This is a genomic window from Streptomyces sp. AM6-12 (assembly GCF_044327085.1).
Classification (GTDB): Bacteria; Actinomycetota; Actinomycetes; order Streptomycetales; family Streptomycetaceae; genus Streptomyces.
In genome coordinates this window covers 4152886-4179449 of the sequence record NZ_JBIQWN010000001.1, presented here as the reverse complement: position 1 = coordinate 4179449, position 26564 = coordinate 4152886, and the positions used below count along the sequence as shown (strand labels likewise).

23 protein-coding genes are annotated in these 26564 nt (G+C 73.2%); 7 read left to right on the top strand and 16 right to left on the bottom strand.

Annotated elements, in window-relative coordinates; genetic code table 11:
- Nucleotides 1-85 precede the first annotated feature (85 nt).
- Nucleotides 86-601, top strand: a complete 516-nt coding sequence (locus tag ACE4Q9_RS18965) for an EF-hand domain-containing protein (protein WP_397985410.1) — start codon at nucleotides 86-88, stop codon at nucleotides 599-601.
- Between the two features lie 96 nt (nucleotides 602-697).
- Here ACE4Q9_RS18965 and purU read toward each other — a convergent pair whose 3' ends face one another.
- Entirely contained in the window at nucleotides 698-1579 is an 882-nt protein-coding gene (gene purU, locus ACE4Q9_RS18960) for a formyltetrahydrofolate deformylase (RefSeq protein ID WP_397985409.1), read from the bottom strand.
- Between the two features lie 46 nt (nucleotides 1580-1625).
- Nucleotides 1626-2126 (bottom strand): hypothetical protein, encoded by a 501-nt coding sequence (locus ACE4Q9_RS18955; protein WP_397985408.1) that lies wholly within the window; start codon nucleotides 2124-2126, stop codon nucleotides 1626-1628.
- A 117-nt stretch (nucleotides 2127-2243) separates the two neighbouring features.
- Between ACE4Q9_RS18955 and ACE4Q9_RS18950 the strand changes: the two genes are divergently transcribed.
- The gene (locus ACE4Q9_RS18950; RefSeq protein ID WP_397985407.1) at nucleotides 2244-3566 is read left to right on the top strand and encodes an ABC transporter substrate-binding protein; all 1323 of its coding nucleotides are present in this window, start codon (nucleotides 2244-2246) and stop codon (nucleotides 3564-3566) included.
- A gap of 33 nt (nucleotides 3567-3599) precedes the next feature.
- Here ACE4Q9_RS18950 and ACE4Q9_RS18945 read toward each other — a convergent pair whose 3' ends face one another.
- Together ACE4Q9_RS18945 and ACE4Q9_RS18940 are read right to left on the bottom strand one after the other, a co-directional pair.
- Nucleotides 3600-5093, bottom strand: coding sequence for a hypothetical protein (locus tag ACE4Q9_RS18945; protein WP_397985406.1), 1494 nt, complete (start codon nucleotides 5091-5093; stop codon nucleotides 3600-3602).
- A 201-nt stretch (nucleotides 5094-5294) separates the two neighbouring features.
- Nucleotides 5295-6680, bottom strand: a complete 1386-nt coding sequence (locus ACE4Q9_RS18940) for a transcriptional regulator (RefSeq protein ID WP_397985405.1) — start codon at nucleotides 6678-6680, stop codon at nucleotides 5295-5297.
- 257 nt (nucleotides 6681-6937) lie between these two features.
- Here ACE4Q9_RS18940 and ACE4Q9_RS18935 point away from each other — a divergent pair, with 257 nt between their 5' ends.
- The 3 genes from ACE4Q9_RS18935 to ACE4Q9_RS18925 all read left to right on the top strand — a co-directional run bounded on the left by ACE4Q9_RS18935 (nucleotide 6938) and on the right by ACE4Q9_RS18925 (nucleotide 10079).
- A complete protein-coding gene (locus tag ACE4Q9_RS18935) occupies nucleotides 6938-7603 on the top strand; it encodes a bifunctional DNA primase/polymerase (RefSeq protein WP_397985404.1) in 666 nt (221 codons plus the stop codon).
- Between the two features lie 116 nt (nucleotides 7604-7719).
- Nucleotides 7720-8496: an ABC transporter ATP-binding protein gene (locus ACE4Q9_RS18930; protein ID WP_397985403.1), complete on the top strand. Its 777-nt coding sequence runs from the start codon at nucleotides 7720-7722 to the stop codon at nucleotides 8494-8496.
- The gene (locus ACE4Q9_RS18925; protein ID WP_397985402.1) at nucleotides 8493-10079 is read left to right on the top strand and encodes a transporter; all 1587 of its coding nucleotides are present in this window, start codon (nucleotides 8493-8495) and stop codon (nucleotides 10077-10079) included. The genes ACE4Q9_RS18930 and ACE4Q9_RS18925 overlap by 4 nt, the downstream gene beginning before the upstream one ends.
- A 278-nt stretch (nucleotides 10080-10357) precedes the next feature.
- On the opposite strand, the gene ACE4Q9_RS18920 is transcribed toward ACE4Q9_RS18925, so the two are convergent.
- A complete protein-coding gene (locus tag ACE4Q9_RS18920) occupies nucleotides 10358-11050 on the bottom strand; it encodes a metal-dependent transcriptional regulator (protein ID WP_397985401.1) in 693 nt (230 codons plus the stop codon).
- Between the two features lie 217 nt (nucleotides 11051-11267).
- Between ACE4Q9_RS18920 and ACE4Q9_RS18915 the strand changes: the two genes are divergently transcribed.
- Nucleotides 11268-12023, top strand: a complete 756-nt coding sequence (locus tag ACE4Q9_RS18915; RefSeq protein ID WP_397985400.1) for an SIS domain-containing protein — start codon at nucleotides 11268-11270, stop codon at nucleotides 12021-12023.
- On the opposite strand, the gene ACE4Q9_RS18910 is transcribed toward ACE4Q9_RS18915, so the two are convergent.
- From ACE4Q9_RS18910 to pdxH, 3 genes are all read right to left on the bottom strand, one after another.
- Nucleotides 12011-13432: a PAS domain-containing protein gene (locus ACE4Q9_RS18910; protein ID WP_397985399.1), complete on the bottom strand. Its 1422-nt coding sequence runs from the start codon at nucleotides 13430-13432 to the stop codon at nucleotides 12011-12013. The genes ACE4Q9_RS18915 and ACE4Q9_RS18910 overlap by 13 nt on opposite strands.
- Nucleotides 13433-13544: 112 nt before the next feature.
- Entirely contained in the window at nucleotides 13545-14048 is a 504-nt protein-coding gene (locus ACE4Q9_RS18905; RefSeq protein WP_397985398.1) for a GNAT family N-acetyltransferase, read from the bottom strand.
- A 363-nt stretch (nucleotides 14049-14411) separates the two neighbouring features.
- Nucleotides 14412-15098, bottom strand: a complete 687-nt coding sequence (gene pdxH / locus ACE4Q9_RS18900) for a pyridoxamine 5'-phosphate oxidase (RefSeq protein ID WP_397985397.1) — start codon at nucleotides 15096-15098, stop codon at nucleotides 14412-14414.
- A gap of 131 nt (nucleotides 15099-15229) precedes the next feature.
- On the opposite strand from pdxH, the gene ACE4Q9_RS18895 reads away from it, so the two are divergent.
- Nucleotides 15230-16330, top strand: coding sequence for a citrate synthase 2 (locus ACE4Q9_RS18895; RefSeq protein ID WP_397985396.1), 1101 nt, complete (start codon nucleotides 15230-15232; stop codon nucleotides 16328-16330).
- 58 nt (nucleotides 16331-16388) lie between these two features.
- On the opposite strand, the gene ACE4Q9_RS18890 is transcribed toward ACE4Q9_RS18895, so the two are convergent.
- The 8 genes from ACE4Q9_RS18890 to ACE4Q9_RS18855 all read right to left on the bottom strand — a co-directional run bounded on the left by ACE4Q9_RS18890 (nucleotide 16389) and on the right by ACE4Q9_RS18855 (nucleotide 26484).
- Nucleotides 16389-17420, bottom strand: coding sequence for an isopenicillin N synthase family dioxygenase (locus ACE4Q9_RS18890; protein ID WP_397985395.1), 1032 nt, complete (start codon nucleotides 17418-17420; stop codon nucleotides 16389-16391).
- A gap of 455 nt (nucleotides 17421-17875) precedes the next feature.
- Complete coding sequence (locus ACE4Q9_RS18885; RefSeq protein WP_397985394.1) at nucleotides 17876-18502, bottom strand: TetR/AcrR family transcriptional regulator; 627 nt, start codon at nucleotides 18500-18502, stop codon at nucleotides 17876-17878.
- Between the two features lie 4 nt (nucleotides 18503-18506).
- Nucleotides 18507-19244: an enoyl-CoA hydratase family protein gene (locus ACE4Q9_RS18880; protein ID WP_397985393.1), complete on the bottom strand. Its 738-nt coding sequence runs from the start codon at nucleotides 19242-19244 to the stop codon at nucleotides 18507-18509.
- Between the two features lie 46 nt (nucleotides 19245-19290).
- On the bottom strand, nucleotides 19291-20451 hold the full coding sequence (locus tag ACE4Q9_RS18875) for an acyl-CoA dehydrogenase family protein (RefSeq protein ID WP_397985392.1): 1161 nt from the start codon (nucleotides 20449-20451) through the stop codon (nucleotides 19291-19293).
- 81 nt (nucleotides 20452-20532) lie between these two features.
- Nucleotides 20533-22374, bottom strand: a complete 1842-nt coding sequence (locus ACE4Q9_RS18870) for a biotin carboxylase N-terminal domain-containing protein (RefSeq protein ID WP_397985391.1) — start codon at nucleotides 22372-22374, stop codon at nucleotides 20533-20535.
- A 5-nt stretch (nucleotides 22375-22379) separates the two neighbouring features.
- Nucleotides 22380-23978, bottom strand: coding sequence for an acyl-CoA carboxylase subunit beta (locus ACE4Q9_RS18865; RefSeq protein WP_397985390.1), 1599 nt, complete (start codon nucleotides 23976-23978; stop codon nucleotides 22380-22382).
- A complete protein-coding gene (locus ACE4Q9_RS18860) occupies nucleotides 23975-25651 on the bottom strand; it encodes an acyclic terpene utilization AtuA family protein (protein WP_397985389.1) in 1677 nt (558 codons plus the stop codon). Before ACE4Q9_RS18860 ends, ACE4Q9_RS18865 begins: the two co-directional genes overlap by 4 nt.
- Nucleotides 25648-26484 (bottom strand): TIGR03084 family metal-binding protein, encoded by an 837-nt coding sequence (locus tag ACE4Q9_RS18855; RefSeq protein WP_397985388.1) that lies wholly within the window; start codon nucleotides 26482-26484, stop codon nucleotides 25648-25650. The genes ACE4Q9_RS18860 and ACE4Q9_RS18855 overlap by 4 nt, the downstream gene beginning before the upstream one ends.
- Nucleotides 26485-26564: the final 80 nt, after the last annotated feature.

The window sequence follows — 26564 nt, the reverse complement described above, 5'->3', positions numbered from 1 at the left end:
TACGCTCCGTGCGAGTAACGCGAGATCCGCGGCAGCCGCGAGATCCCCCCTCCCCCACGCACAGGCAAAGGCGGCCCGAACAGACATGGTCAGCACCGAGTACGAGCGCAGGATCGCCGCCCGGTTCGCCACCTTCGACCAGGACGGCAACGGATTCATCGCCCGCGAGGACTTCAACTCGGTGGCCAAGGCGCTGCTCGCCGAGTTCGCCGTGGCCGCGCGCTCCGACAAGGGGCAGGCGCTGTACGCCGGTGCCGAGGCGTTCTGGCAGGGCATGGCCGGGATCGCGGACCGCGACGGCGATCAGCGCATCACCCGCGAGGAGTTCGTCGGCGGCGCGGTCAAGCGGCTGCGCGACACCCCCGACCGGTTCGCCGAGATCGCCCGCCCCTTCCTGCACGCGGCGCTGGCCGTCGCGGACGCCGACGGCGACGGCCGGGTCACCGTCGGGGACGCCACGCGGGTGCTGCGGGTGTGCCAGGTGCCCCAGGAGATCGCCGGGACCGTCGCCGCGGCCCTGGACGCCGACGGGGACGGGGAGATCGACGAGCGTGACGTCGTACCCGCGTTCGCGCGCTACTTCACCGTCGCCGAGCAGTGAAACACCGACCCGCCCGGTAAGCGGTCGGGCGAACGCCCGGTACGACGGTCGGGCGAACGCCCGGTACGACGGTCGGACGGACGGCCGGTGAGACGGTCAGGCGAAGACCACCGTACGGCGCCCGTTCAGCAGGATCCGGCGCTCCGCGTGCCACTTCACCGCGCGCGCGAGCGCCTGGCACTCCACGTCCCGGCCGATCGCCACCAGCTGGTCCGGGGTCACGCCGTGCCCGACCCGCTCGACCTCCTGCTCGATGATCGGCCCCTCGTCCAGGTCGGCCGTCACATAGTGCGCCGTGGCACCGATCAGCTTGACGCCGCGGGCGTGCGCCTGGTGGTACGGCTTGGCGCCCTTGAAGCTCGGCAGGAAGGAGTGGTGGATGTTGATGATCCGGCCGCTGAGCTGCTTGCACAGGTCGTCCGAGAGCACCTGCATGTAGCGCGCGAGCACCACCAGCTCGACCCGCTCCTCGCGGACGAGGTCGAGCAGCTTGGCCTCGCTCTCCGCCTTGGTGTCCTTGGTGACCGGGATGTGGTGGAACGGAACGTTGTAGGAGCCGACCAGCTCCTCGAACTCCGTGTGGTTGGAGACCACGCCGGCGATCTCCACCGGCAGCGCGCCGATCCGGGCCCGGAACAGCAGGTCGTTCAGGCAGTGCCCGAACTTGCTGACCATCAGCAGGACGCGCATCTTCGCGTCGGCCCGGTTGATCTGCCAGTCCATGCGGAAGGAGTCGCCGATCGCGGCGAAGCTGGCGCGCAGCTTGTCCACGGTGACCGGCTCCTCGGCCGTGAAGTGGACGCGCATGAAGAACAGGCCCGTGTCGCGGTCGCCGAACTGCTGACTGTCCTCGATGTTGCAGCCGGTCATGAAGAGGTAACTGGACACGGCGTGCACGATCCCCTTCTTGTCCGGGCAGGACAGGGTGAGGACGTACTGGTCGGCCGGGGCGGCGGCGGGCGTGGACTGCTCGTTCATGCAACTCAGGGTCCCATACGCGGCCCCGGTACCGAGCCGCCGTCCGCTACGCGGACCGGGTCAGGATGCGCAGCACTTCCAGGCTCCTGGGCGGCGTGTCCGGCTCCTCGCCGTCGCTGGCCGCCATCCGCACATGCGCGTCCCGCGCCGCGCGCACGGCTTCCGGCCAGCCCGGATGGTCGACGTAGGCGGAGACCGGCGCGTCCGGGCCGACCTGGTGCATGATCCGCAGCACCCGCAGCACGGCGGTGTCGACGAGCGCCGCCTCCTGCGAGTCGCGGAAGATGGTGCCGACGTATTTCTCCGCGGACCAGTTGTCCAGCCAGGTGTCCTCCACCAGCCGGTACACGGCGTCGGTGACGTCGCCGTAGCCGTCGACGCCGGCCAGCCAGACGTCCCGCTGGAAGACGGGGTCGGAAAGCATGTGCAGAGCCGACCGCACCTGTGTGCGCCAGCGCCACCACGGCATGTCGTTCAGAGGCATGCCGCCCATGGTGGAGGAGCGGCGGCCGCGACGGGAAGAGTTCTCCGAACCTTGCACGGTCACCGATCGTACGTTCATCGGTCCGCGCGCCGCACCGGCCCCCGCAATTCACCCATGCGTCACCTTCCGTCGGCCGTGGATCACTCGCGGGTTAGCGGTGTGAGGGAATCGTGCGGGACCATGACCGGCAGGCCCCGCACCACCAGCACGTCGCCCCTTCCCTCCGCCGCCCGCCCCGGCAGGGCGCGTGCCCTGTCCCTCGGCGCGCTGGCCGTGTGCGCCGCGCTCACCGCCGGCTGCGGGGTCCGCCCGTCCGTCACGGGTTCCGCGGACACCGTCAAGGTCATGACCTGGGCACCGCAGGACACCGGCGCCACCAACAAGCCGGGCATGCCCGCGATGGCCCTCGCCTACGCCAAGTGGATCAACTCCCAGGGCGGCATCGACGGGCGCAAGCTCCAGGTCCTGACCTGCAACGACCACAACGACAGCGTGGACGCCGCCAACTGCGCCCGGCGCGCGGCCGAGGAGGACGTGGTCGCCGTCGTCGGTTCCTACAGCCAGTTCGGCGACTCCTTCCTCGCCCCGCTGGAGAGCGCCGGCATCCCTTATATCGGGGGCTACGGCGTCACCACCGACGAGTTCACCGGGATGATGTCCTACCCGGTCAACGGCGGCCAGCCCGCGCTGCTCGCCGGTCTCGGCAGGGCGCTCGCGGCGAGCTGCGGCCCGGTCTCGCTGGTCCGCCCCGACAGCATCGCGGGCGACGAGCTGCCCGCCGTGCTCGACTCCGGCCTGAAGGCGGGCGGGCACCCCGAGGCGCAGGACCAGCTCGTGGCGGAGGACCTCACCGAGTACGGCACCCCGTCCGACAAGGCGCTCCGGTACGCGGCGGGCGACGCGCTGAAGAAGGGGTGCGTGGTGCCCGCGCTCGGCGACCGCACGGACACCTTCATGGACTCCTTCCGGCGCGAGCGCGCGGACTATCCGGCGGTGCGGCTCGGCACGGTGCTGGGCAGCGTCGACCAGACGATGATCAACGCGACCGGCGGCTCGTCCGGGCCGTACGAGGGGGCGTACGTCACCGGCTGGTACCCGCCCGCGAGCGACGCCCGCTGGACGCGGATGAAGCAGGTGATCGACAAGGAGGCGTTCGGCGACAACCGCATCGACCCCGCGGACGCCGGGGTGCAGACCACCTGGATCGCCTACACCGTGCTGAAGGCCGTCCTGGAGAAGATCGGCGACGGCACGGTGAGCGCCGACTCCGTGCGCAAGACACTGGACGGCGGCCTCGCGGTCTCCACCGGGGGTCTCACCCCCACCCTGCGCTGGCCCTACGAGGGCAAGCTGGCCTCGGTCGGCTTCCCGCGGATGGTGAACGCCGACGTCACCCTCCAGGTGGTGCGGGACGGCGAGCTGGTCGCGCCCCGCAAGGGCACCGGCGGGATCGACGGCACCACCGACATGACCGGCACCCTGGAGAACGCGGACGTGGAGTAGGCCCCGTGTCCGCGTCCTCCCAGGTCAGGACGGTCAGAGCTGGGTGGGCTGGCGCTGGGTCAGGCCGTACTTGGCGGCGATGGCGTTCCACAGCGCCGCCGCCTTGGCCTTCTGCTGGCTCGCGGTGCCGCTCTCGCGGTTGCCGGCCTGCGCCTCGTCGGTGGTCTTGGCGTGCCCCTTGTGGCAGGTCTTCCTGCCGCCGGCCTTGATCTGGTCGGCCCAGGCCGCGTAGTGGTTGTCGGCCGCGGCCGAGGCCTGCCACGCCTTGGTCAGGGCGGCCGTCAGGGCGGCGTTGTCCGGCAGCTTGTCCACGCTGAGCTTGCCGAGCCGGGTGACCAGCTGGCTGCGCTGCCCGGCCGCGCTGCGCAGGTTGGTGGCGGCGCCGTCGAGGCTCGCGCACTGCTTGACGTCGGCCACCGACTTGATCACCGTGGCGCGGCTGCTGCCGCTGTCGGCGAGCAGCTTGTCCAGCTCGACCGCCTGGGCGCGCGCGGGGTCGGCGGCGGGCGCGGAGCTCTGCGGGGCCGCGGAGGTGGCGGCCACCGTCTTGTTGTCGTCCGTGCTGCCCGAGGAGCCGCCGCTCTTGCTGAGCAGCGCGCCCGCGCCCACGCCGACCACCACGATTCCGACGCCGACGGCCGCGATCAGGGGCGCCTTCGTCGGACGGCGCCGGGGCCGCTCGTCCTGTCCGTCGTCGTGGCGGGTGTACGGCGACGGGGGTCCGTCGTACGACGGCTGGTAGGCGCCCGGCTGCTCGACGCGCGGGAGCTGCGCGGTGGCGCCGGCGGGGGCGCCGGGGCCGGCCGGGCCGCCCCGGAAGAGGTTGTCGAACTCGGCGGGCGGCTGCCGGTCCCCGCCCTGCGCCGGGTTCTGGCCCTGCGCCTGGTACGGCGGGATGTACTGCGTGGCCTCGGCGTCGGGCGATGCGGACGGGGGCGGGGTCTGGCGATTGCCCCCCAGATAGCGGGTCTCCTCGCCGGGCGACTCGGGCGGCAGCGCCCCGGCGGTCACCGGCGGTATGTACTGCGTGGCACCTTCGTCGGCGGGGGCGGCGGAGACCGGCGGCAGATAGTGGGTGGCGTCGTCCGCGGCCGGGGGCAGCGGGGCGGCCTGACCGGGGACCGGGTACTGCGGCGGCTGGGGATGGTGCCCCTGGGGCTGGTGGCCCTGCTGCTGGTATGGGTCCCGCGCTCCGTAGCCCTGCGGCTGACCGCCGTACGACGCCTGCTGCTGACCCCCGTACGACGGGGCCGGAGCGCCCTCCGGGGGCAGCGGGCCCGCGCCGGCCGGCGGCTGGGCCCCGCCCTGGTCGCCCCACTGCTGGGCGGGCGCCGGCGGCCAGCCCTGGCCCTGCGCTCCATGCTGCGGCGTCTGCTGTACGGGCCCCCAGGATCCGCCCCAGGCCTGGCCGCCGGCGGGCGTGGCGTGCGTGCCCGGCAGCAGGGGCTCTCCTCCGTCGGAGGGCAGCACGATGCCTTCGTGCGCGGGCTGCGCCGAGAGCTCCTCGCCCTGTCCACTCTGCGTCACCGGGACTCCTACCAATGGGGGACCTTGTGAATCGTCGGGTCACGCTACCGGGTACCCGGAGCCCCTTGCCACGCACCTCGGCCCGCGATCCGCCCGCCCCCGGCGGCAGTAACACAACGGCCCCGCGCAACGCTGTATATGGCACCGACCGCCCCACCGGGTGGTGTTCGCCACATGTTCACGTGTGCGCGGGGCCGGTGTTCACGCGGCCTGCTGAAGATCCAGACGCGCCCCGAATTCCCGTACCACCGCCTCGTCCCGGAAGGGTTCGAGCCGTTGCTGGAGGTCGTCCAGATACTCCGCGCCCCGGTTGGAGCGCAGCGTCTCCAGCAGTTCCACCGCCTTCATGCCGGTGGCGCAGGCCTGTTCGACCTCGCGCTGCTGCACCTGGGCGGTGGCGAGCAGCACATAGCCGATCGCGCGCCGCCGGGCACGAGAGGCGGGGTGGCCTGCGAGGGACTGCTCGGCGTAGCGCGCGGACTGCTCGGGCTGGCCGAGATCGCGGTGGCAGTGCGCCAACTCGTCGGCCAGGTACGCCTCGTCGAAGTGCCGGATCCACACCGGGTCGTCCCCGGAGTCCTCGTCGCACTGCTCCATCGCGGAGACCGCCCGCGCGGTCGCGGCGCCCGCCGCGCGCGCGTCGCCGAGCAGTGCGTGCCCGCGCGCCTCGGCCGCGTGGAACATCGCCTCCACACGGGGGGTCGCATGGCCGCGTGCGCCCTCCTGCGCGGCGCGCGCCAACTGGGCGATCTCGCGCGGGTTCCCGAGCTGTGCGGCGAGGTGGCTCATGGACGCGGCCAGGACGTACCCGCCGTAGCCGCGGTCCCCGGCGGCCTGGGCGAGGCGCAGCGACTGGATGTAGTAGCGCTGGGCCAGGCCGGGTTGGCCGGTGTCCACGGCCATGTATCCGGCCAGCTCCGTCAACCGGGCGACGGCACCGAAGAGTTCGCGCCCGGTCGACTCGCGGTACGAGCCCGCGAGCAGTCCGGAGACGACGCTGTTGAGGTAGTGCACCAGGACCGGGCGCACATGGCCGCTGCCGAACTGGTGGTCCAGGTCGGTGAGCGCCTGGGTCATGGACCGCACGGCCGCCACGTCGGACTGGCCCACGCGCGGGCCCGCCTGCCGGGCCACCTGGGCGTCCGGCGCGGAGATCAGCCAGTCGCGGCTGGGCTCCACCAGCGCGGACGCGGCGACCGAGGAACCGGAGAGGAAGTCCCGGCGCCCCACGTCGCTGCGCCACAGCTCGCAGACCTGCTCGATGGCCCCCAGCACCGTCGGCGAGAACTGGAGACCGACCCCGGAGGCGAGGTTCTTGCCGTTGGCCATGCCGATCTCGTCGATCGTGACCGTGCGCCCCAGCTTGCGGCCAAGGGCCTCCGCGATGATCGCCGGGGCCCGGCCCCGCGGCTGCTGGCCGCGCAGCCAGCGGGCCACGGACGTCTTGTCGTAGCGCAGGTCGAGGCCGTGTTCGGCGCCGCACATGTTGACCCGCCGGGCAAGACCGGCGTTGGAGCACCCCGCTTCCTGGATGAGTGCCTGCAACCTTTCGTTCGGCTGCCTCGCGACGAGCGGCCGTGCGGCCATGTACCTACCCCCTGCGAACCCCTGGAGCGTGACCTTTCGGGAAGATCACTGCCCAGCTGACATTCCGTCAATGCGTGACATGTGCGGTTTGCCGGGTACCGGCGGATGCCAACCCCCCTCCTGGTTACCCAACTCACTCCCCGCCTCCTCCCGCGCGCCCCCACCGGTGCGCCCATGCGCCCCACGCGGCAGGCGATGCTCCTCCCCCGGCGGGGCAAGGGCCGTAACTCCCGGTGGGTGCGGGAGTTGAGTGGAGCGTGGAAGAGACGATCGCGGCCGCCGAAGACAGTCAGATTGCCGGACAGATTCCGCAGCAGCGCGGGGAATCGCCGCAGGAAACCGCCGTGCGTTACGCCGAGGAGCGGCACTGGGACGTGTTCCCGGGGACCTGGCTGGAAGCCGTCCGCGGCATGCCGCGCTGCTCGTGCGGCGAGGCGTCCTGCCCCGCGCCGGGCGCGCACCCCGCGCGCCCCGACTGGGCGACCCAGGCGACGGGGAGCGCGACGGTGGTACGGCGGCTGTGGCAGAAGCAGCCGACGGCGTCGGTGCTGCTGCCGACGGGGCGCACGTTCGACGCACTGTCCGTCCCGGAGACCGCGGGGTTCCTGGCACTGGCCCGCCTGGAGCGGATGTCGCTCACGCTCGGGCCGGTCGCGCTCTCTCCCGACCGGCGCATGCAGTTCTTCGTGCTGCCGGGGGGTTCGCTGAAGGTGCCGGAGCTGGTGCGGAAGCTGGGGTGGGTGCCGGCGTCGCTGGATCTGGTGGCGCTGGGCGAGGGGGCGTATGTGGCGGCGCCGCCCACGCGGTTCGGGGGGCGGGGGGCGGTGCAGTGGGCGCGGCGGCCGACGCCGGCGAACCGGTGGCTGCCGGATGTGGAGGAGTTGATCTCGGCCCTCGCGTACGCGTGCGGCAGCGATCGGTAGCGGACCGCCCACTCGTCCGCCGGTTTCGGTTCCGCGGCCGCGGCAGCGTCGTGGTCTCCCGCGCGGTTCGCCGCGCCCCTTCGGGGCGCTGAACAGGGCGCCGTAGGCTTCGGAACATGACCAATACCGCAGTGTGCATACGGGGGCTCTGGAAGCGGTTCGGGGAGCAGGTGGCTGTCGGGGGGATCGAACTGGTGCTGCCCGCGGGGAAGTTCATCGGGCTGGTCGGGCCGAACGGGGCGGGGAAGACGACGACGTTGTCCATGGTGACCGGGCTGCTGCGGCCCGACGAGGGCACCGTGGAGGTCGTCGGGCACGACGTGTGGCGGGACCCGGTGGCCGTGAAGGCGCGGATCGGGGTGCTGCCCGAGGGGCTGCGGCTCTTCGAGCGGCTGTCGGGGCGGGAACTCCTCGGCTACACCGGGCGGTTGCGCGGGCTGCCGGGGGACGAGGTGGACAAGCGGGCCACCCAGCTGCTGGACGTGCTCGACCTGGCCGGCTCCCAGCACAAGCTGGTCGTCGACTACTCGACCGGCATGCGCAAGAAGATCGGGCTCGCCGCGGCCCTGCTGCACAACCCCGACGTGCTGTTCCTGGACGAGCCGTTCGAGGGCGTGGACCCGGTGTCCGCGCAGACCATCCGGGGCGTCCTGGAGCGGTACACGGCCTCCGGCGCGACGGTCGTCTTCTCCTCCCATGTCATGGAGCTGGTCGAGTCGCTGTGCGACTGGGTCGCGGTGATGGCCGCCGGCCGCATCCGGGCCGCGGGACCGCTCGCCGAGGTGCGCGGCGACCACCCGACGCTCCAGGACGCGTTCCTGGAGCTGGTCGGGGCGAACGGCCGCGACACCGGCTCCGATCTGGACTGGCTGGGCGGCGGGGCGGCCCGATGACGAACCTCACCGGCACCGTCGTCCGTCTGAAGCTGTCGCTGCTGCGGGGCGGGCTGCGGCAGTCGCGGGGGCGGCGGGACGCGTTCATCGTCTCCAGCGTCCTCGCGCTGCTGTTCGCGCTCGCGCAGCTGCCCGGCATGGTGCTGCTCGGCCGGCAGCCGCACGGCGAGGTGGTCTCCGTGACCGCCACGGCCCTCCTGGCGCTGGGCTGGGCCTTCCTGCCGCTGTTCTTCCCGACCGGCGACGAGACGCTTGATCCGACCCGCCTGGTGATGCTGCCGCTGCGGCCCCTGCCGCTGATGCGCGCGCTGCTGGTGTCCTCCCTGGTCGGCGTCGGGCCGCTGGTCACCCTGCTGTTGCTGCTCGGCTGCGTGCTGGTGCCGGCGCGGGGCGCGGCGGGCTGGCTCACCGCGGTCGTCGCCCTCGCGCTCGCGCTGCTGGTGTGCGTGACGCTCGCGCGGGCGGTGGCCGCCGCCAACGTACGGCTGCTCACCAGCCGCAAGGGCCGCGATCTGGCCGTGCTCAGCGGACTGGTGATCGCTCTCGGCACCCAGCTCGTCAACTTCGGCGCCCGGCGCCTGAGTTCGGGTGGGCTCGGGCAGCTGCGGCCGGTCGCGGACGTGCTGTCCTGGGTCCCGCCCGCGTCGGCGGTGGCGGCGGTGCGCTCGGCGAGCGAGGGCTCGTACGGCATCGCGCTCGCCCGACTCGCCCTCACCGCGGCCGCTCTGGTGGCGCTGTTCGTCGTCTGGGCGCGGAGCATGACCAGGCTGATGACCACGCCGGACGGGTCCACGCTCCAGGCGGCCGGCTCCGGGCGCGCGGAGCGCCGGCGCACGGGCGGGCTCGCGCGGCTGCTGCCGGCCGGGCGCACCGGCGCGGTCATGGAGCGCACCCTGCGCTATGTGTGGCGCGATCCGAAGACCAAGGCCGGCTGGGTGACCTCGCTGGCGGTCGGTCTGCTCGTCCCGGTGTTCTACGCGCTCCAGCACATCGGTTCGGTGTACTTCGGGTGCTTCGCCGCCGGGCTGCTCGGCCTCCAGATGTACAACCAGTTCGGGCAGGACACCTCCGCGTTCTGGATGGTGGCCCTGACCATCTCCTCGCCGCGCGACGCGTACGAGGAGCTGCGCGGCCGGGCCCTCGCGCTGCTGCTGATCACCCTCCCCTACGCCACGCTCGTCACGGTGCTGACGGTCGCCCTGATGGACGCCTGGACCAGGCTGCCGGGGGTCCTCGGGCTGTCCCTGGCGCTGCTCGGGGCGATGCTGGCGGCCGGGGCGTGGGCGTCGGCGCGGTATCCGTACTCCATCCCGCAGGAGGCCATGAAGAACGTCGTCCCCGGCCAGGCCGGCCTCGCCTGGATCAGCCTCTTCGGCGGGATGCTCGCCGCCGCCGTCCTGTGCGCCCCCTTCATCGCCCTGACCGTCTGGCTGACCCATGGCACGGACGGCGGCCCCGCCTGGCTGCTGCTGCCCGTCGGGGCGGTGTACGGCGCCGGGATCGCGCTGCTCGGGCTGCGCCTCGCGGCCCCGCGGGCGGCGGGCCGGCTGCCGGAGATCCTGGCGGCGGTCAGCAAGGGGTGAGCGGCGGATGTACGCGTGAGGACGTATTGTCGCGAACACGAGTTCGAAAATACTGCCTCTGCGGGCAACACCCCTCATTCGAGTGACACCACGTCAGGAATGATCGCCGCCCCGGAGGGGATCTTTCTGGCAGGAGGCGGACCGCTCGGGGAAAAACGGTCCGAGGGGGACTGACCCTGAGAGCTCGGGGCTCCGGGTCAGCAGCAGGGGAGGACAGGCCCCGGCGCCGCGAGGCGCCGGGGCACTCTGTCATTCCGGGGCCAGGTGCGGTCCGGCGCTCAGCGCTTGGCGACGAAGACGTGGGAGGCGATGTCGGCCGCCAGCTCGGCCGCCTCGCCGCCGCTGCCGACCAGCACCCCGCCCGGCGACTCGGTCACGCTCACCACGGATCCGGGCTGCACACCGGCCCGGCGCAGGGTGTACATCAACTGCGCGTCCATCTGGATGGGCTCGCCGATGCGGCGTACGACGACCGTCTTGCCGTCGGTGCCCGCGTCCAGGTCGGCGAGCGAGACCATGCCCTCGTCCAGGAACGGATCGGCGCCGTCCTTCTCGCCCAGCTCCTCCAGGCCGGGGATCGGGTTGCCGTACGGCGACTCGGTCGGGTGCCGCAGCAGCTCCAGGACGCGGCGCTCGACGGCCTCGCTCATCACGTGCTCCCAGCGGCAGGCCTCCGCGTGCACCTGCTCCCACTCCAGACCGATCACGTCGACCAGCAGGCACTCGGCGAGGCGGTGCTTGCGCATCACGCGGGTGGCGAGCCTGCGGCCCTCGTCGGTCAGCTCCAGATGGCGGTCACTGGCCACCGAGACCAGTCCGTCGCGCTCCATCCGCGCCACCGTCTGGCTCACCGTCGGCCCGCTCTGGTCCAGCCGCTCCGCGATCCGGGCGCGCATGGGGACGACGCCTTCCTCCTCCAGTTCGAGGATGGTGCGGAGATACATCTCCGTGGTGTCGATCAGTCCGGACATACGTGCCCCTCGATTACCTCTGCCGGCACCCGGCGCGTGCGCCGGCCTCCACCCAATTCTGCCGGATGCCACCGACAACCGGGCGTCAGCGGGGGAACGGGGCGGGTCCCGGGGGCGGGGCAGGTCCGGACGCCGGTGCGGGCGGCGGCCGTATTGACACCGCACTGGTCCAGACCGCACCGTGATCCGCGACACAGACGCTGCGAAGGGGCACCGCATGAGCGACGGCACGCCTGCCGACCTGTTCTTCGACGCCGCCATCAACCTCCTGCGACGGCTCAGGGAGGAGGAGGCGGAGGCGATCGAGTCCGCCGGCACCCTCCTCGCCGACACCGTCGAAAGGGGCGGCCGCCTGTTCGCCTTCGGCGCCGGTCACTCCTCGCTCGCCGCCCAGGACGTCGTCTACCGCGCCGGCGGCCTCGCCCTGATGAACCTGCTCGCCGTCCCCGGCGTGGTGGGCGTGGACGTCACCCCCGCCACCCTCGGCTCCGCGCTCGAACGCGTCGACGGGCTGGCGAGCGCCGTCCTCGGCACCTCGCCGCTGCGCTCAGGCGACGCCCTGGTGATCATCTCCCTGTCGGGGCGCAACGCGCTGCCCGTGGAGATGGCGCAGCGCGCCCGTGCCCTCGGCATCACGGTGATCGGCGTGACCTCGGTGGCGTACGCGGTGCAGACCACGTCCCGGCACTCCTCCGGCACCTTCCTGAAGGACCACTGCGACCTGGTCCTCGACTCGAAGATCGCGGTCGGCGACGCGGAGCTCACCCTCGACACCATCCCGGCGCCCTTCGCCCCCGCCTCCACCGTGGTCACCACGGCACTGATGCAGGCCGTCCTGGCCACCACCGCCGCCGCCCTCGCCGACCGCGGCATCGAGCCCCCGCTGCTGCGCTCGGGCAACGTGGACGGCGGCCACGACTGGAACACCCGCGTGATGGACGAGTACGGCGACCGGATCTTCTACCGCCGCTGAGCCTCCCCGGCCGGGACCGCCCCGCCGAGGTCCAGCGCCGCCGCTATCCGCAGCGCCACGTCCTCGGCGTACGACGCGTCGGAGCGCTCGAAGGGGGTGCGGGCGGCGCCGCGCAGGAAGGTCACCACGCCGAGCGTGCGGCCCCGGCTGCGCAGCACCGCGCACAGGGCGTGCACCGCGTCGCCGGGCCACTGCCGGCGCAGCGCCCACTCGCGGGCCAGCTCGGGCGGCACCGACCCGGCCTCCGCGCGCACGCACCCGGTGCGCTCCACGCAGCTCAGCGCCGGATGCCCCGGCTCGTAGCGCACGGGCAGCCCGGCGGCCCCGGTGAGCACGCTCGGGCCCGGCGCCCCGGCGGGCGTGGCGGCGAGCCGTACCAGCCGTACCGCGCCCGCCGGTGCCGCGCCCGGATCGCGCGGGGCGTTCGCGAGCCGGTCGATCAGGGCGTGGTCGGCGAAGCCGGCGAGGGCGTAGTCCAGGTGGACGGTGGCCGCCTCCAGCGGGTCCTCGCACTCGGCGGCGGCGCGCGCCGCGCGGTGCAGCTGCTTGGTGCGGAAGCGCAGCAGCGCGGCCTCCTGCTCGGCCCGCTTGGCCTCGGTGACGTCCGTGAACAGCCAGCCGACCCCGAGCGGCACGGGTTCCTCGGCGAGCGGTGAGGCGAGCGGCAGGAAGGCGTTGCGCCAGCAGCGGCGCCGCTCGCCCTCGGCGGCGGTGCGCAGAGTCACCCACACCTCGGCGGGCGCGGGCGGCGCTCCCTCGGCGAGCACATGGGTCAGCGCGGCCTCCAGCTCCTCCACGCCCTGCGCGAGCAGGTCGCCGAGCGGACGCCCCAGCGCGGACGTGCGCCCGGTGCCGAGGGCCTTCGCGGCGTGCGCGTTGACGACGGCGGGGCGCAGGTCGGCGTCGACCAGGACGACACCCCACTCGGCGTCCTCGAACAGCGCCTCGCTCAGCGCGATGGACCGCTCCAGGTCGATCTGCGCGTGCACCTCGCTGAAGGCGCAGTACACCCCGGCCGGCTCACCGTCGGGCCCCCGTACGGCGGCGGACTGGGTGCGTACGAGGACCCGGCCGCCGTCCTTGGTCAGCAGCGCGAACTCGTGCACCTGCCGTCCGTGGGCCCGCATCGCCGAGAGCAGGCGGGCCTGTACCTGGTCGGCGTCGGCGGTGCGCACGGCCCAGCCGGCGAACCCGCGCCGTCCGACCGCCTCCGCGGCGCTCCAGCCGAGGATCCGCTCGGCCTCGCGGTTCCAGTGGGTGATGACGCCGTCCGCGTCGAAGGCGCACAGCGCCGCGTCCATGCCGTCGAGCAGCGCGGCCAGCAGATCCGCGCCGCCGCACTCCCCCGACGCGCCGGGCTCGTCGGGCCCCAGCTCATCGGTGGCCCCACTCCGCCGGGAAGTACTCACCTGGACCCCCTGCACGCTGCGTCGGCGCACGTAAGGCGCCCGTTCCGCTCATTGCCCTCATTCAACTCGAACGTGACGCAGCCCACATCCTGTTCCCTCAAGATGGAGGGAATCAATCCCCGCGTTCCGTGACCAGAAGTCGCAGGTCGACCCATTCGTCCCGCTCCCCGTCCAGCACGTAGCGCTCGACCTCCGCGAAGCCCCGCCGCAGGGCGAACCGCAGCCCGTCCTCGTTCGCCGCCAGGACGCAGGTCTCCACGACGCCCGCTCCGAGCGAGCGGGCCCGGTCCAGCGCGTTCCCGTAGATCACCGACCCGAACCCCCGGCGCCGGAACTCGGGCAGCACCCGCGCGATCACGGTCGCCACCCGCTCCTCCCCCACCGGCGGCCGCACGGTCGAGCAGCCCACGAGGACGTCCCCGGCGTACGCGTTGTCCAGCAGGTACCGCTCTCTGCGCACCCGCGCCTGCGCCGGTGACATCGCGGCGGGCGGCACCACCGCGTTGTGCACGAGCCGCCACTGCTCCAGCATGGCGTCGCCCTCGACCGGGGCCGTCCGGAGGGCGGGCACACCGGGGAGATCGGAGGGATCGGGGGGATGCGGAAGATCGGTCACAGCAACCAGTCCTACCACCGATGCGGCTCATCCATTCGGGCGAGCCGGCGGTGGTCCGGGGCGTTCCGGGCGCCCCGGCCGGAGGCGCGGGAAAAAACAGTTGAGTCCGCTCCGGCCGGTTCCTACGCTGTAGGCACACGGAAGGGAGGTGGTTCGGCGAATGTATGGATACCGGACGCGTGAGGTGGCTGCGGGCTAGCGGCTCGTCACCACGCTCAGTGCGGTGCCGGGCCGGCACGTGAGAGATACGTGCGGCCGGCCCAATCCCAAGCAGTCACCCGACCCGCGGGCTGCCGGTACGTCCGGCCGGCTCCTCTCCGGAGGAACCCAGCCCGCGGGTCGTCTGCGTTTTCGAGGCGGTCCTCAGGGGCTGAGGCGCTCGATCCGCCAGCCGCCGTCGGGGCGGGCGGTGTAGCGCAGGCGGTCGTGCAGGCGGTTCTCCCGGCCCTGCCAGAACTCGATGGTCTGCGGTACGACGCGGAAGCCGCCCCAGTGCGGCGGCACCGGCACCCGTTCGTCCTCGGGGTAGCGGGCCGCCAACTCGGCGTACGCGGCGTCCAGTTCGGCGCGCGAGCCGATCACCGTGGACTGGGCGCTGGCCCAGGCGCCCAGCTGGGAGCCGTGCGGCCGGGTGCGGAAGTAGGCCGCGGTCTCGTCCCGCCCGGTGCGCCGGACCCCGCCCGTGACGATGACCTGCCGGGCCAGCGGGTGCCAGGGGAAGAGGAGCGAGACATGCGGGTTCACCGTCAGGTCCCGGCCCTTGCGGGAGTCGTAGTTCGTGTAGAAGACGAAGCCCTCGGTGTCGAACTGCTTCATCAGCACGGTGCGTGAGCTGGGCCGCCCCTCGGCGTCCGCCGTGGCGACGACCATGGCGTTCGGCTCGTAGAGCGTGCCGTGGAGGGCCGCTCGGGCCGCGTCCTCGAACCAGCGTGCGAACTGGTCCATGGGGTGCGTGGCGAGGTCCTGTTCGGCGAGTCCGTCGGCCCGGTACTGCTTGCGCATCGCGGCGGGGTCGAGGACGGGATCCAGGAGTGGTTCGCGGTCGGTCACGCGGTCATCTTGCCGTATCTAATGGGCCTGGCACCCTCTGTCGTCAAGTCTCTCCCTCCGCGACATCCGGGGTTATCGTGCTGGTGCCAGGCCCGTTTCGAAACCGCGCCGCCCAGCCGAGGAGCCGTCTGATGTCCGACTTCGTACCCGGACTCGAAGGAGTCGTAGCGTTCGAGACGGAGATCGCCGAACCGGACAAGGAGGGCGGTGCCCTGCGCTACCGGGGCGTCGACATCGAGGACCTGGTCGGCCATGTCTCCTTCGGCAACGTGTGGGGCCTGCTGGTCGACGGCTCCTTCAACCCCGGCCTGCCGCCCGCCGAGCCCTTCCCCATCCCGGTCCACTCCGGCGACATCCGCGTGGACGTCCAGTCCGCGCTCGCCATGCTCGCCCCGGTCTGGGGACTGAAGCCGCTGCTCGACATCGATGTGCGGCAGGCACGCGAGGACCTGGCGCGGGCCGCCGTCATGGCCCTGTCGTACGTCGCCCAGTCCGCGCGCGGGCAGGGCCTGGCGATGGTGCCGCAGCGGGAGATCGACAAGGCCAAGTCGGTCGTGGAACGGTTCATGATCCGCTGGCGCGGGGAGCCGGACCCCCGGCATGTCGCCGCGGTCGACGCGTACTGGACGTCGGCCGCGGAACACGGCATGAACGCGTCCACGTTCACCGCGCGGGTCATCGCCTCCACCGGCGCGGATGTCGCCGCCGCGCTCTCCGGCGCCGTCGGCGCGATGTCCGGCCCGCTGCACGGGGGCGCGCCCTCCCGGGTGCTCGGGATGATCGAGGAGATCGAGCGCACCGGGGACGCGCAGGGGTATGTGAAGCGGATCCTGGACCGGGGCGAGCGGCTCATGGGGTTCGGGCACCGGGTGTACCGGGCCGAGGACCCGCGGGCGCGGGTGCTGCGGCGCACGGCGCGGGAGTTGGGGGCGCCGCGGTTCGAGGTGGCGGAGGCGCTGGAGAAGGCGGCGCTGGAGGAGCTGCACAACCGCAGGCCGGACCGGGTGCTGGCCACGAACGTGGAGTTCTGGGCGGCGATCATGCTGGACTTCGCGGAGGTGCCGGCGCACATGTTCACGTCCATGTTCACGTGCGCGCGCACGGCGGGCTGGTCGGCGCACATCCTCGAACAGAAGCGGACGGGGCGGTTGGTGCGGCCGAGCGCGCGGTATGTGGGGCCGGGGCCGCGGCGGCCGCAGGACATCGAGGGGTACGCGGACATCGCCCGGTAGCGGGGGGCGGCCGGGGCGCGTGGACGACCGCGCCCCGCGCCCCCTCGAGGGGTGTCTCCTAGGCCGGGGTCAGCAGGTTCCCGTGGTGCCGCTCCGCCACCAGCGGGTGCGCCCGCAGTTTGCCCTTCAGTTCGTTGTAGCCGTACTCGGCGAACAGGGGGTTGGTCGGGTCGGTGGTGATGCCGGGGGCCTGGGTGGCGTGCGGGAAGGGCAGCGGGGCGACCTTTCCGTCCAGGCGGGGGTTGTAGAAGAACGGGATGGAGAAGCGTTCCGTCGCTCCGGGCGGGCTGACCACGCGGTGGTTGGTGGCGAGGAGATAGCCGTTGGTGGCGACCTCCAGGAGTTCGCCGAGGTTGACGACGAAGGCGTCCTTGAGTGGCGGCACGTCGTGGAAGCGGCCGTCCTCGCGCTGGACCTGGAGGCCGCCCACGGAGTCCTGGAGGAGCAGGGTGAGGAAGCCGTAGTCCTTGTGCGCGCCGACGCCCTGGTCCGCGCCGTCGCCCGCGCTGCCGGGGTAGCGGACCAGCTTGAGGTGCGGATGGGCCTGGTCGCCGAAGATCGGGTCGTAGAAGTCGGCGGGGGCGCCGATGGCGGTCAGCAGCTCGTGCAGCAGGCGCTGGGCGACCGCGCTGAGCCGGTCGATCCAGGCGAGGGCCGCGGTGCGCAGCTCGGGCAGGGCGGCCGGCCACTGGTTGGGGCCCTGGAGCCACCAGTACGGCGGCTCGCCGGGGCCGGGCACCCGCGCGGGGCGCTCGGCACCGATGTCGAGCTGGTCGCGCCAGTCGCGGGCGCCGCCGGTGCGCTCGTCGCCGGTGCGCGTATAGCCGCGGAAGTGCGGGGAGTTGACGTTGTCCAGCGCCAGCCGGTCGGCCTCCGGGAGCTCGAAGAAGGCACGCATGGCGCTGGTCAGCGCGTCGGTCTCGGCCCTGGTCACGCCGTGCCCGACCAACTGGAAGAAGCCGACGTCGTGCGCGGCGCTGTGCAGTTGGGCGTGGAGCAGGTCCCGGCTCCGGGGGCCGCGGTCGGCGGCGGAGAGGTCGATGACGGGAAGCTGGTCGTACGACGCGGTCGTCGCGGTGTGCGAGGTCATGGTGTGTCCGCAGGGTGTACGGGGCACGGGCGGCCGCAGGGGTACGCGGCCCCCTGGATGCCGGAAAAGGAAGAGAACGCGGGACGCGGAGCGCGTCGGGGGGCTGGATCAGGCGGCGTGGCGCCGACAGCCCATGCTCGTGACGCGCACGTAGTCCACGTGGCGGCGTCGAACGAGCATCGGAAGCATGCGCCCAGAGTACTGCGCGCACCGCGATAGGGATGTGGCGCGGCTCACTCCGCCGCGACGACCGGGCCACCGGCGGAAGCGCTGCCCGCGCCGGGCGAACCGGGCGGCGGCCCAGGCGGACCGAGCGGACCGAGCGGATCGGGCGAAGCAGGCGGACCGGGCGGATCGGGCAGCCGGGCGGACCAAGCGGACCAAGCGGTCGGGCGGACCGGGCGAACCAGGCGGACCAGGCGGCCGGGCGGGTCGGGGCGGGTCGGGCGGGCGGGTCAGCCGAGTGAGGTCGCCAGCAGGGCCGCCCACTGGGCCACGACGCGTTCGCGGCGGGCCGTGTCGTCGGTGAGGACGTTGGCGAGGCCGAGCCCGCGGGCCATGTCGAGGAGGCCCTGGACGGTCTCGCGGACGCCGGGCCGGGACTCGTCGGCGCGCAGCAGGTCCACGGCGATGCGATGGGTCTCGCGGCCGACGCGGGCCTCCAACTCGGTGACCCGGCCGCGCAGTTGCTCCTCGTTGGAGGCGGCCACCCACAGCTGGAGGGCGGCCCGGAAGAGGGGGCCGGTGTACAGGTCGACCAGGGCGGTGACGACGGCCCGGCGATCGCCCTGCGCGCCGTCCGGGAACAGTTCGCGCAGCGCGCTGGAGCGCTCCTCGGCGACGTACTCGACGGCCGCGGTGAAGAGGTCCTCGCGGGTCGGGAAGTGGTGCTGGGCGGCGCCCCGTGAGACGCCGGCCCGTTCGGCGACGACGGCCACCGTGGAGCCCGCCCAGCCGTGTTCGGCGAGACAGGCGACGGCGGCCTCCAGCAGCCGCTGCCTGGTGGCCCGGCTGCGGTCCTGCTTGGGCCGCCGGTCGCGGTCCTCCCGTGGGCCGCGGGCGCGGTCCGCCGTCGTACTCATCTGGTCACACCGTCCATGCCGGATCCCGTTTCTCCAGGAAGGCCGTCATCCCCTCCCGTGCCTGGTCGGAGGCGAACAGGCGGGCCGAGAGCGCGGTCAGGGCGGCCGCGTCCCGGTCGAATGTTTCCAGCACCCTAGCCGTGAGCAGCCGTTTCGTCTCCGCCAGGGCCTCGGGAGCGGAGCGGCGCAGCCCGTCGAGGGCGGGCGCGAGGGCTTCGTCGACGTCCTCGGCGGCGGCCGTGAGCAGTCCGGTGCGCACGGCCTCCGCGGGGCCGAAGCGCTCGCCGGTGAGGTAGTAGCGGGCCAGGGCGCGCGGATCGGCGCGCTCCAGCAGCGGCAGCGAGATCACCGCGGGTGCCACCCCGATGCGCACCTCGGTGAAGGCGAAGGTGGCCGCCGCGCCGGAGAAGGCCAGGTCGCAGGCGGCGAGCAGGCCGAGGCCGCCCGCGCGGACGTGCCCGGTGACCCGGCCGAGGACCGGCTTGGGCAGCTCGACGAGCCGGCGCAGCAGGGCGACCAGCGCCTCCGGGTGCGGCGGTTCGCGCAGGTCCGCGCCGGCCGAGAAGGTGGTGCCGGTGTGGGTGAGGACGACGGCCCGCACGTCCGGGTCCGCCCCGCACTCGGCCAGCGCGCCGTCGAGGGCGGCGACGAGGCTCGCGGACAGCGCGTTGCGGGTGCCGGTGGAATCCAGGCTGAGGGTCTCGACGCCGCGCGTGCGCGCCCGTCCGATGGCCGTGGTCATATGCGCTCCCTGAGTTCGCGCCGCGGGACTACCGTGCAGCCGCGGCTCAGTACGACTTGGGCAGGCCCAGGCTCTGGTGGGAGACGTAATTGAGGATCATCTCCCGGCTCACCGGGGCGATACGGGCCACGCGCGCGGCCGTGATCAGCGAGGCGAGCCCGTACTCGCGGGTGAGGCCGTTGCCGCCGAGGGTGTGCACGGCCTGGTCGACGGCCCGCACACACGCCTCCCCGGCCGCGTACTTGGCCATGTTGGCGGCCTCGCCCGCGCCGATGTCGTCGCCCGCGTCGTAGAGGTGGGCCGCCTTCTGCATCATCAGCCGGGCCAGTTCCAGGTCGATGTGCGCCTGCGCGAGGGGGTGGGCTATCGCCTGGTGGGCGCCGATGGGTGTCTTCCAGACGGTGCGGTCGCGGGCGTACTCGACGGCCCGGCCGAGCGCGTAGCGGCCCATCCCGATGGCGAACGCGGCCGTCATGACGCGCTCCGGGTTGAGTCCCGCGAACAGCTGGAGCAGCCCGGCGTCCTCGTCGCCGACGAGCGCGTCGGCGGGCAGCCGTACGTCGTCCAGGACCAGCTCGAACTGCTTCTCGGCGGCCTTGAGTTCCATGTCGATCGGCCGTTTCTGGAAGCCGGGCGCGTCCGTCGGCACGATGAAGAGGCAGGGCTTGAGGCGGCCGGTGCGGGCGTCCTCGGCGCGGCCGACGATCAGCACCGCGTCGGCCATGTCCACGCCGGAGATGAACACCTTGCGGCCGGTGAGCAGCCAGTCCGCGCCGTCGCGGCGGGCGGTGGTGGTGATGCGGTGGCTGTTGGAACCGGCGTCGGGCTCGGTGATGCCGAAGGCCATGAGCTTGGTGCCGTCGGCGAGGCCGGGGAGCCAGGCCCGCTTCTGCGCGTCGGTGCCGAAGCGGGCGATCACGGTGCCGCAGATGGCGGGGGACACGACGAGCATCAGGAGCGGGGAGCCGGCCGCACCCAACTCTTCGAGCACGATGGAGAGTTCGTTGATGCCGCCGCCTCCGCCGCCGTACGCCTCCGGCAGGTTGACGCCGAGATAGCCCAGCTTCCCGGCCTCCGACCAGAGTTCGGTGAGGGGTTTGCCCTCGGCGAGGGTGCGGGTGAGGTAGTCGCGGCCGTAGCGGGTGCCGAGGGCGGATACGGCGGCTCGGAGTGCCTTGTGTTCTTCGGATTCGATGAGCGTGGTCATTCGATTCCTCCGGGTGCGGGTTGTGTGTGGTTGCTCGCGCTCACGCGGCGGTAGCCGCACATCGATACGGCCCCCTGCCCCTCAGGCCGGCCGCACCACTGCCAGCAACAGGCCGGGCTCCACCTGTTGTCCCGGCTTGGCGTGCAGCGAGGTCAGGGTTCCGGCGGCGGGGGCCGAGATCCGGTGCTGCATCTTCATCGCCTCCAGCCAGATCAGGGGCTGCCCGGCGGTGACCGCCGCGCCCTCTGCCAGGCCCTCGGCGACACGGACGACCGTGCCGGGCATCGGCGCGACCAGGGAGCCCGGAGCGAGCTGTGCGGCGGGATCGGGAAAGCGGGGCAGCGCGATGAGCCGCTCGGCGTTGACGTAGACCTCGTCGCCGTACCGCGCCACCGCGAACGTCCGCCGTACGCCGTCCACTTCGAGGACGACCGTGTCCGCGTCGGCGCGCACGACCCGTACCTCGTCGGCGTCGAGACCCGGCCGCGTGTGCCGGTACCGCGCCTCAACCTCCTCCTCCGCCACCGCGTACCGCTTGACCTGGTCCTGCGACGGCACGTTGCGCCAGCCGCCGAAGCGGGAGCGGCCGTGGGCGTCGGCGAGGGCGGCGGCGAGCGGGGCGAGGGGGTCGGGGGCGGGCGCCGTGAGGGCGGGGAGGTGGCGGTCGTAGAAGCCGGTGTCCATGCGGGCGGAGGTGAACTCCTCGTGACGCAGGGAGCGCAGGAGTAGGCCGCGGTTGGTGACGGGGCCGTGGATCACCGCCGTTTCCAGGGCGCCCGCGAGCCGGCGGATCGCCTCCGTCCGGGTCGGGGCGTGGGCGACGAGCTTGGCGAGCATCGGGTCGTAGTGGACGCCGATGGGGTCGCCGTCGGTGTACCCGGTGTCGAGGCGGACGCCGGGCGGGACGGCGAGCCGGTGCAGGGTGCCGGTCTGCGGGGCCCAGTCGCGGGCGGGGTCCTCGGCGTACAGACGGACCTCGACCGCGTGGCCGCGCGGGCCCGGCGGGTCCGGCTCCAGGGCGTGGCCCTCGGCGACGCGGAGCTGCTCGGCGACGAGGTCGAGCCCGAACACCGCCTCGGTCACCGGGTGTTCGACCTGGAGACGGGTGTTCATCTCCAGGAAGTGCGCGCGGCCGTCGGCGACCAGGAACTCGACGGTGCCCGCGCCGACGTAGGAGACGGCCCGCGCGGCCCGTACCGCCAGCGTCCGCAGCTCCTGTGCCAGGCGCTCGGGCAGGCCGGGCGCCGGGGCCTCCTCGATCACCTTCTGGTGGCGGCGCTGGAGGGAGCAGTCGCGGGTGCCGAGCGGCCAGACGGTGCCGTGGGTGTCGGCGAGGATCTGCACCTCGACGTGGCGGCCGTTCTCGATATACGGCTCCACGAACACCTCGCCGTCCCCGAAGGCGCTCGCGGCCTCGGCGCGCGCCCCTTCCAGGGCGTCCCGGAGCTCGTCCAGGCGGCGCACGATCCGCATCCCGCGCCCCCCGCCGCCCGCCGCCGCCTTCACCAGCACCGGCAGGTCCCCCTCGGTGACCTCCCCCAGGGGTTCCAGGCCAAGCAGCCGCTTGGCGCGCGTCTTGGAGGCCATGGCCCCGATGGCCTCGGGGGACGGCCCGATCCAGGTCAGCCCGGCGTCCAGGACCGCGCGGGCGAAGTCCGGGTTCTCGGAGAGGAAGCCGTAGCCGGGGTGCACGGCGTCCGCGCCGGCGGCGAGGGCGGCCTTCACGATCAGGTCGCCGCGCAGATAGGTGTCGGCGGGCGCCGCGCCCGGCAGTCGTACCGCCGCGTCCGCCCGGCGGGTGTGCAGCGCGTGCGCGTCGGCGTCCGAGTACACGGCGACCGTACGAATGCCCAGGTCGGCGCAGGTGCGGAAGATGCGGCAGGCGATCTCGCCGCGGTTGGCGACCAGCAGTGTCTGGATCATGGACCTCACATCCGGAAGACGCCGAAGCCGCCGCGCGCGCCCTCGTAGGGGGCGGTGTGGATCGCGGAGAGGCACAGGCCGAGGACGGTGCGGGTGTCGCGGGGGTCGATGACGCCGTCGTCGTACAGCCGCCCGGACAGGAACATCGGCAGCGACTCGGACTCGATCTGCTGCTCCACCATGGCGCGCAGGGCGGCGTCCGCGTCCTCGTCGTACGGCTGTCCCTTGGCCGCCGCCGACTGCCGGGCGACGATCGACAGCACGCCCGCGAGCTGCTGCGGGCCCATGACGGCGGACTTGGCGCTGGGCCAGGCGAACAGGAAGCGGGGGTCGTAGGCGCGGCCGCACATCCCGTAGTGGCCGGCCCCGTAGGAGGCCCCCATGAGGACGGACAGGTGCGGGACGCGGGAGTTGGACACCGCGTTGATCATCATCGCGCCGTGTTTGATGATCCCGCCCTGCTCGTACTCCCGGCCGACCATGTAGCCGGTGGTGTTGTGCAGGAAGACCAGCGGGATGTCGCGCTGGTTGGCGAGCTGGATGAACTGGGCGGCCTTCTGCGACTCCGCGCTGAACAGCACCCCCTGCGCGTTGGCGAGGATGCCGACGGGATAGCCGTGCAGGGCCGCCCAGCCGGTCACCAGGCTGGTGCCGTACAGCGGTTTGAACTCGTCGAAGTCGGAGCCGTCCACGATCCGGGCGACGACCTCGCGCGGATCGAAGGGGATCTTGAGGTCGCCGGGGACGATGCCGAGCAGTTCCTCAGGGTCGTACTTGGGTGGCTCGGCCGGGCCCGGGTCGGGGTGCGCCTTGCGGTGGTTGAGCCGCGCGACCACCCGTCGCGCCTGCCGCAGGGCGTCCCGCTCGTCCACGGCGAAGTAGTCGGCGAGCCCGGAGACGCGGGCGTGCATCTCGGCGCCGCCCAGCGACTCGTCGTCGCTCTCCTCGCCGGTGGCCATCTTCACCAGCGGCGGGCCGCCGAGGAACACCTTCGCCCGCTCCTTGACCATGATCACGTGGTCGGACATGCCGGGTATGTAGGCGCCGCCGGCCGTGGAGTTGCCGAAGACGACGGCCACGGTCGGGATGCCGGCGGCCGATAGCCGGGTGAGATCACGGAAGATGGCGCCGCCGGGGATGAAGATCTCCTTCTGCGAGGGCAGATCGGCGCCGCCCGACTCCACCAGGCTGACGCAGGGCAGCCGGTTGGCGAGCGCGATGTCGTTGGCGCGCAGGGCCTTCTTCAGGCTCCAGGGATTGCTGGCGCCACCGCGCACGGTCGGGTCGTTGGCGGTGATCAGGCACTCCACGCCCGCGACCACGCCGATGCCGGTGACGAGCGAGGCACCGACGGCGTACTCGCTGCCCCAGGCGGCCAGCGGGGACAGCTCCAGGAACGGGGTGTCCGGGTCGAGCAGCAGCTCGATGCGCTCACGGGCGAGCAACTTGCCGCGCTTCCGGTGCCGTTGGACGTACTTCTCGCCGCCGCCCGCGAGCGCCTTGGCGTGCTCGTCCGCCAGTTCGGCGAGTTTGCCGAGCATGGCCTCGCGGTGGGCGGTGTAGTCGGGGTGGTGGGTGTCCAGGGCCGTGTCGAGGACGGTCACAGCAGGGCCTCCGGGATGTCCAGGTGGCGGGAGCGCAGCCATTCGCCGAGGCCCTTGGCCTGCGGGTCGAAGCGGTGCCGGGAGGCGACGCCGGCGCCGAGGATGCCGGTGACGACGAAGTTCAGGGCGCGCAGTCCGGGCAGGACGTGGCGGGTGACCGGCAGGTCGCGGCTCTCGGGGATCAGCTCCCGGAACCGGTCGGCGGTCAGCTCGTGCGCGAGCCACCGCCACGCCTCGTCGGTACGGGCCCACACCCCCACGTTGGCGTTCCCGCCCTTGTCCCCGCTGCGGGCTCCGGCGACCAGACCGAGGGGGGCGCGGCGGGTGGCCCCTAGGGGGAGCGGGTCGGGCAGGCCGGGGGGCGGTGTCTTTGCCAGGGGGCGGGTCTCCGGGGGCGGGGGGACCCGTACGGGACTTCCGTCGGGGAGTACGGCCGTGTGGGCCACGTCCTCCTGAGGCACGTACGCGTCCTCGAAGATCCCGTAGGGGTCGCCCTTGCCGGGCGGGGCGAGCACATGGAAACCGGGGTAACTGGCGAGCGCCAGCTCGATGGCCGCCCCGCTGAGCACCCGTCCGACCACCCGCTGGTCCGGATCCCGTACGACGAGCCGCAGCAGGGCGCTGGCCCTCTCCTCGGTGCCGGCGTCCGGGCGGTCGGTGCGGACAAGCTCCCAACTGACGTGGGCGGGCGGTGCCTTCGCCAGCTCGGGCGCCAACTGCTCCTTGACGAGCGCGGCCTTGGCCTCGATGTCGAGCCCGGTGAGCACGAAGACGACCTCGTTGCGAAAGCCCCCGAGCTTGCTGAGCCCCACCTTCAGGGCCGGCGGGGGCGCCTCCCCGCGCACCCCCTCGATCCGCACCCGGTCCGGGCCGTCCTTTCGCAGCCGGACGCTGTCGAGCCGGGCGGTGACATCGGGTCCGGCGTAGCGGGCGCCCCCGGTCTCGTACAGCAGCTGCGCGGTGACCGTGCCGACGTCCACGAAACCGCCGGTGCCGGGGTGCTTGGTGATGACGCTGCTGCCGTCGGCGTGGATCTCGGCGAGCGGGAAGCCGGGCCGTCGTACGTCGCCCTCCTGGAAGAACGCGTAGTTCCCGCCGGTGGCCTGCGTCCCGCACTCCAGCACGTGCCCGGCGATCACGGCCCCGGCGAGCTTGTCGAACTCGCCCTGCCCCCAGCCGAAATGGGCGGCGGCGGGCCCGGTGACGAGGGCCGCGTCGGTCACCCGCCCCGTGACGACGATGTCCGCGCCGGCCCGCAGACACGCGGCGATGCCGAACCCGCCGAGGTAGGCGTGGGCGGCGAGCGCACCGGGGTGGCCGGCGGTCAGGTCGTCGCCCTCGACATGGGCGACACGCAGGGGTATGCCGAGCCGACCGCACAACTCCCTTAGGTGCGCGGCCAGTCCGGCGGGATTGAGCCCGCCCGCGTTGGTGACGATCCGCACCCCGCGCTCCTGGACCAGGCCGAGGCACTCCTCAAGCTGGCGCGGGAAGGTGCGGGCGTATCCGGCGCCGGGGTCCTTCAGCCGGTCGCGGGCGAGGATCAGCATGGTGAGTTCGGCGAGGTAGTCACCGGTGAGGACGTCGAGTTCGCCGTCGGTGAGCATCTCGCGCAGGGCGTCGAAGCGGTCGCCGTAGAAGCCGGAGAAGTTGCCTATGCGCAGGGGGGTCACCGGCCGGACCTCTCCGCCGGGCCGTCCGATCCCTTCGCCGGGCCTTCGGCCGTCTTCGGCTTCCGGCCGCTGCCCGGTGGGCCCGCGAACGCCTGGGCGATGTCCAGCCAGCGGTCCGCGTCCGGGCCCTCGGCGGTCAGGGCGAGGTCGTCGCGGTGGGCGCGCTGGGTGACGAGGAGGCAGAAGTCGAGGGCCGGTCCGGTGACGCGTTGCGGGGCGTCTTCGGGGCCGTAGCCCCACACCGCGCCGCTGGGAGCGGTGAGCAGGACGCGGAACTCCTCGGCGGGCGGGGTCAGTCCGTGGACCGTGTAGGCGAAGTCCCGTGTGCGGACGCCGAGTCGGGCGATATGGGCGAGGCGGTCGGTCGGGACAGGCGTGACGCCGAGCGCGTCGGCGACGTCCAGGCCGTGTGCCCAGGTCTCCATCAGACGGGCGGTGGCCATGGAGGCGACGGCCATGGGCGGCCCGAACCACGGGAAACGGGTGCCGGGTTCGGCCGCGCGCAGGGCCAGGTCGAGGGCGTCGCGCCCGGACCGCCAGGCCGCGAGGAGTTCCGCGGGCGGCAGCCCGGCGCTCTCCTCGGCGCCCTCGTCCACGAAGGAGTCACCGTGCGCGAGGGCCTTCGCGGCCAGCGCGCGGAACGCGTCCGGGTCGGTGACGGCGGCCAGCGCCGCGCGATCGGTCCAGGCGAGGTGGGCGATCTGGTGGGCGACGGTCCAGCCGGGCGCGGGGGTGGCGAGCGCCCACTGCTCGGGCGTCAACCGGGCGACGAGCCGGTCCAGTTCGTCGCTCTCGGCACGCAGGTCGTCGATGACGGGCGTCGGGTCGGCCATGAGGGGAGCATGGCAGCGGGGGTGGAAACAATCAAGCGTGCTTGCATGATTTATTGCGCCGGGTACGCGGGACGGGGGCG